The 4,299-nt window shown below is 71.3% G+C and carries 6 protein-coding genes; all 6 read left to right on the top strand.

Annotation, left to right across the window (positions count from 1 at the left end; translation table 11 throughout):
• A partial coding sequence (locus tag U9980_RS22025) for a DNA cytosine methyltransferase (RefSeq protein ID WP_322769668.1) occupies nt 1–873 on the top strand: 873 nt, incomplete at its 5' end.
• Nucleotides 870–1,280 carry a DNA cytosine methyltransferase gene (locus U9980_RS22030; RefSeq protein WP_322769669.1) on the top strand — a complete coding sequence of 137 codons (411 nt, stop codon included), beginning with the start codon at nt 870–872 and terminating at the stop codon, nt 1,278–1,280. The genes U9980_RS22025 and U9980_RS22030, both read left to right, overlap by 4 nt.
• An 85-nt stretch (nt 1,281–1,365) precedes the next feature.
• Nucleotides 1,366–1,854, top strand: a complete 489-nt coding sequence (gene ssb, locus U9980_RS22035) for a single-stranded DNA-binding protein (RefSeq protein ID WP_322769670.1) — start codon at nt 1,366–1,368, stop codon at nt 1,852–1,854.
• Nucleotides 1,855–1,908: 54 nt separating this feature from the next.
• A complete protein-coding gene (locus U9980_RS22040; RefSeq protein ID WP_322769671.1) occupies nt 1,909–2,382 on the top strand; it encodes an NUDIX hydrolase in 474 nt (157 codons plus the stop codon).
• Nucleotides 2,383–2,588: 206 nt separating this feature from the next.
• Nucleotides 2,589–3,119 carry a hypothetical protein gene (locus U9980_RS22045; protein WP_322769672.1) on the top strand — a complete coding sequence of 177 codons (531 nt, stop codon included), beginning with the start codon at nt 2,589–2,591 and terminating at the stop codon, nt 3,117–3,119.
• A 109-nt stretch (nt 3,120–3,228) separates the two neighbouring features.
• Nucleotides 3,229–4,299: replication initiator (locus U9980_RS22050; protein WP_322769673.1), on the top strand; the 1,071-nt coding region annotated here is incomplete at its 3' end.

Raw genomic sequence — 4,299 nt, forward strand, 5'->3', positions numbered from 1 at the left:
AACCACTGGCAGCTCGCCGTCGACGTCCACCAGACCAACCACCCGACAACCGACCACGACTGCGCCGACATCGCCGCGGTCGACCCGCGCCGCTACCCGGCCACCGACTGGCTGTGGGCGTCCCCGGAATGCACCAACCACAGCGTCGCCAACGGCCGACGCCGCCACACCGGCCAGACCGAACTGTTCGACAACCCCGACGACCCGGGAGCCACCCGCTCCCGGGTCACCATGTGGGACGTCCCCCGGTTCACCGAGACGATGACCGACCGCGGCCACCCCTACCAGGCTGTGATCGTCGAAAACGTGGTCGATGTCCGCTGGTGGGTGGGCTGGCGCGGCTGGATCGCCGTCATGCACGACCTCGGCTACACCCACCAGGTCGTCTACCTCAACTCGGCATTCGCGCACGGCACCGGCTACCCCGGCGCCCCGCAGTACCGCGACCGGCTCTACGTCGTCTTCACGCGCCGGGGGCTGCCCGCACCGGACCTCGACATCCGCCCGCCCGGCTGGTGCCCGACCTGCCAGACCCCGGTCGGCGCCGTCCAGACCTGGAAACGCCCCGAGGTCCGCTGGGGCCGCTACCGCGCCCAATACCTCTACCGCTGCCCGAACCCCGGCTGCGCAACCGCGGTGCAGCCCTACACGCTGCCCGCGGCCGCCATCATCGACTGGACCCGGCCGGGACAGCGGATCGCCGACCGGACCGCCCCCTCGCCCCGGCCACCCGCGACCGCATCGCCGCCGGCCTGGCCCGCCACAACCAGCCCGCGCCCACCCCGACCGGCGGCGAACCGTTCCTCCTGCGCCTACGCGGCGGCGGGGACCGCCGGCGGGCACACAGCCTCACCACCCCGCTGGGCACCGTGACCGCCGGCGGCGAACACCACGCCCTGATCACCAGCGGGCCGGCCGGGGCGCTGCTGGTCCCCTACTACCGCACCGGCACCGCCGCCCCGGTCAGCCAACCGGTCGCGACCTGCACCACCCGGGACCGCCACGCCCTCCTCACTCCCGACCAGATCTGCGACCCCGACATCGACGCCTGCACCTTCCGGATGCTCACCCCGGACGAGGTCCGCGGCGCCATGGCGTTCCCCACCGGCTACCAGCTCGCCGGCCGCCGTGGCGACCGGATGCGGATGCTCGGCAACGCCGTCACCCCACCCGCCGCCCGGCTCCTCGCCGAACGCCTCACCGCCGCGCTGGAGACCGCGGCGTCCACAACCCGGTCCGCATCACCGTGCCCGAGCGGGATTCGTTCACCGCCGACCTGATGCCCATCCGCCTCGACAACGACTGACCGGCACCCAACCCCCGGCCGTTGCGCACCCCCCCACCGACCCCGAAGGAACTCCTCTCATGGCAGGCGAAACCCCCCTCACCATCATCGGGAACCTGACCGGCGACCCCGAACTACGCTTCACCCCCCAAGGCGTGGCCATGACCCGGTTCACCGTCGCCGCGACCCCCCGCACCCTCGACAAAACCTCGGGGAAATGGGTCGACGGTGAAGCCATGTTCCTGACCTGCACCGCCTGGCGGGACCTCGCCGAACACGTCGCCGAATCGCTGTCCAAAGGCATCCGAGTCGTGGTGACCGGCCGGCTACGCCAACACCACTGGACCACCGACACCGGCGAGAAACGCTCCACGTTCGGCCTCGACATCGACGAAATCGGCCCATCCCTGCGTTTCGCCACCGCCACAGTCACCCGCGCCGCCCGCGGCACCGGCACCACCCCGGCCGACCCCTGGTCGGTCCCGGCCGGCGTCGCCGCCGGAACACCCGGCGGCGACAGTCCCTTCACCAACCAGGCCGCCGCCACGCCCGACACCCCCTCCACCTGATCGGTCCCGCTCGCCACTCGTTCGCACCCCGATTCCCTCTCGAAAGGACCTGTGATGAGTACTCCCGAGACGGCACGTCTGGCCGCCGATGTGGTTGCGCTGACCGAGTACGGCGGCACCATGCAGGTGCTGCTGATCCGCCGCGGCTGGGACCCCTATGCCGGGCTGTGGGCACTGCCCGGCGGTCACATCGACGCCGGTGAAACGGCAGAGGCCGCGGCCCGCCGTGAACTGCACGAGGAGACCGGGATCAACCCCGGCCACCTGACACCGACCGGGGTGTACTCCGCTCCCGGCCGGGATCCGCGAGGCCGTTACGTGACGTTCGCGTTCGCCACGACGTTCGCCCGCCCGGTACCCCCGACCGCCGGTGACGACGCCGTCGCCACGGAATGGGTCCCGCTCCGGGTCGCGTTCGCCCGCGGGTTCGCGTTCGACCACGCCCAGATCGTCACCGACGCCGTTGACCTCCTCTACACAGAGGCGGAGCACTCCCACGCGGATCATCCGAGACATTACCCGCGGTAACGCCCGCGTTGGCATCCAAATCGGTGTGAGCAGCAACAACGTCGTGACCGGCTCGGCAGTACCCGGCGGACGTCGACGACCCGTTCTCGATCTCCCCGGCGGCCTGACCTCTTCGTAGTGCGGCAGGTCGGCCCCCGAAACGTCTGGCCAGACCCGACGGGGCCAGCCCGCCGCCACCACTTCACCCGAGAAGGGATCTGTTTATCATGCCCAACGTCGGACTGCTCACGTTGCACTTCGCCGATGGCTCCCACCCCCGCGTTCCCGCGCTGGAGCTCGTCCCGGGGGTGTGGCTGCACCGCGGCCCGTGGATGTGTGGCTGCACCTCCAGCCTGCTGGAGGAGCAGTGCAACCCCCGGGCCACCTGCCGGCAGGCCAGCCGCGAATGGATGCTGTCCGGCCTCTGCGGGAAGGCCCTCCCGGGGCCGTGGTGGTACATGGCCGACGTGTCGGTGATCCGCCGGTACGCCGCGGACATCTCCGCCTGGATGGTCGCGGCCGGCGTCGACCTGACCGACCCGGACCCCGACCGCATCGACCCCGCCGGCGCGACCACCCCTGCCGCCCAGGCCGCCAAAGCGACCCTGTGGCGTCGGGGCGCAACCGGCTACTACCTGCCCGCCGGTGACCCCCGGCACCACACCCTGAACTACCGCCGAAGCAGATGTTCTCGGCACCCACTGGGGCACCCTGCCCACGGCCAAGGACACGCCGTGAACCCGTCACCGGCCCTTTAAAACTCTCTTCTCGGTCCCATCCTCGCCATTCCTTCCTTCGCCCTGCCCTGGGCGCGGGTGGGAAGCCCTGCCGAGCGGCCATTTCCTGGCCAAGAAGAGAGCTTGACTCGTGCTTCCCGACGTCCTCACCGCGTCCACGGCCCGCCTCGCTGACGGCACATTCGTCGACCTGTGGATGCAGATACAGCGCACCGGCGGCTGCTCCCATCCGATACGCCTCGTCGGAACAATCGACCAGGCCGACCGGACCACCGGTGAAATCCGCCGCATCATGGATTCCGCATCCCTGCCGGACGGAACAATTCTCATTCCATGCGGGAACCGGCGGGCCACCGCCTGCCCGTCCTGCTCATATCTGTACGCCGGGGACGCCTGGCAAATCGTCCACTCCGGCGTCGCCGGTGGCTGCACCGTCCCGGAAACAGTCGCCTCCCACCCGGGCCTGTTCGTGACCGTCACCGCGCCCAGTTTCGGCCCGGTGCACTCCCGCCGCGCCAACCACGGCCCCGCCCAGGTCTGCCGCCCCTACACCGGCCGCTGCCACCACGGCCGGGCACGCGGCTGCCACCTCGTCCACACCGACGACGACCCCCGCCTCGGTGCCCCGATCTGCCTGGACTGCCACGACTCCTCCGGCCTGGTCGTCTGGAACCGCCACGCCCCCCGGCTGTGGAAACGCACCATCGACCTGACCTACCGGCGGATGGCCACCCAGACCGGGGAGAGCGAACACGCGACCCGCCGACTCGTGCGCATCAGCTACATCAAGGTCGCCGAAGCCCAAGCCCGCGGCGCCGTGCACTTCCACGCCGTGCTCCGCCTGGACGACGCCTCTACCGACCCCGGCCACTGGGCACCCCCGCCGCCCTGGGCCACCGCCGACCTGCTCGCATCCTGCTGGCGCTGGGCCGTCCGCCACGCCGAACAGCCCTGCCCCGACCCGCACCCCTACGACCTGCCCACCCCGCTCGTCCCCACCCCCACAGCCCGCCCACCGATGGCCGCCGCCCGCTGGGGCGAACAAGCCGACACCCGCATGCTGACCGTGAACGGCGGCGACCTCACCCCCGCCACGGTCGGGAACTACCTCGCCAAATACATCACCAAATCCGTCACCGCCTCCGGCGCGTTGGACGCCCGCATCCGCAGCGCCGACGACCTGCACACCCGGCTCCTACTC

Origin of the sequence: Protofrankia sp. Cr1 (assembly GCF_963555865.1) — a bacterium.
Taxonomy (GTDB): Bacteria; Actinomycetota; Actinomycetes; order Frankiales; family Frankiaceae; genus Protofrankia.

Excerpts from the sequence above, each read along its gene's own strand:
- ssb (WP_322769670.1), top strand. The coding sequence starts at position 1,366 with ATGGCAGGCGAAACCCCCCTCACCATCATCGGGAACCTGACCGGCGAC.
- U9980_RS22040 (WP_322769671.1), top strand. The coding sequence starts at position 1,909 with ATGAGTACTCCCGAGACGGCACGTCTGGCCGCCGATGTGGTTGCGCTG.
- U9980_RS22045 (WP_322769672.1), top strand. The coding sequence starts at position 2,589 with ATGCCCAACGTCGGACTGCTCACGTTGCACTTCGCCGATGGCTCCCAC.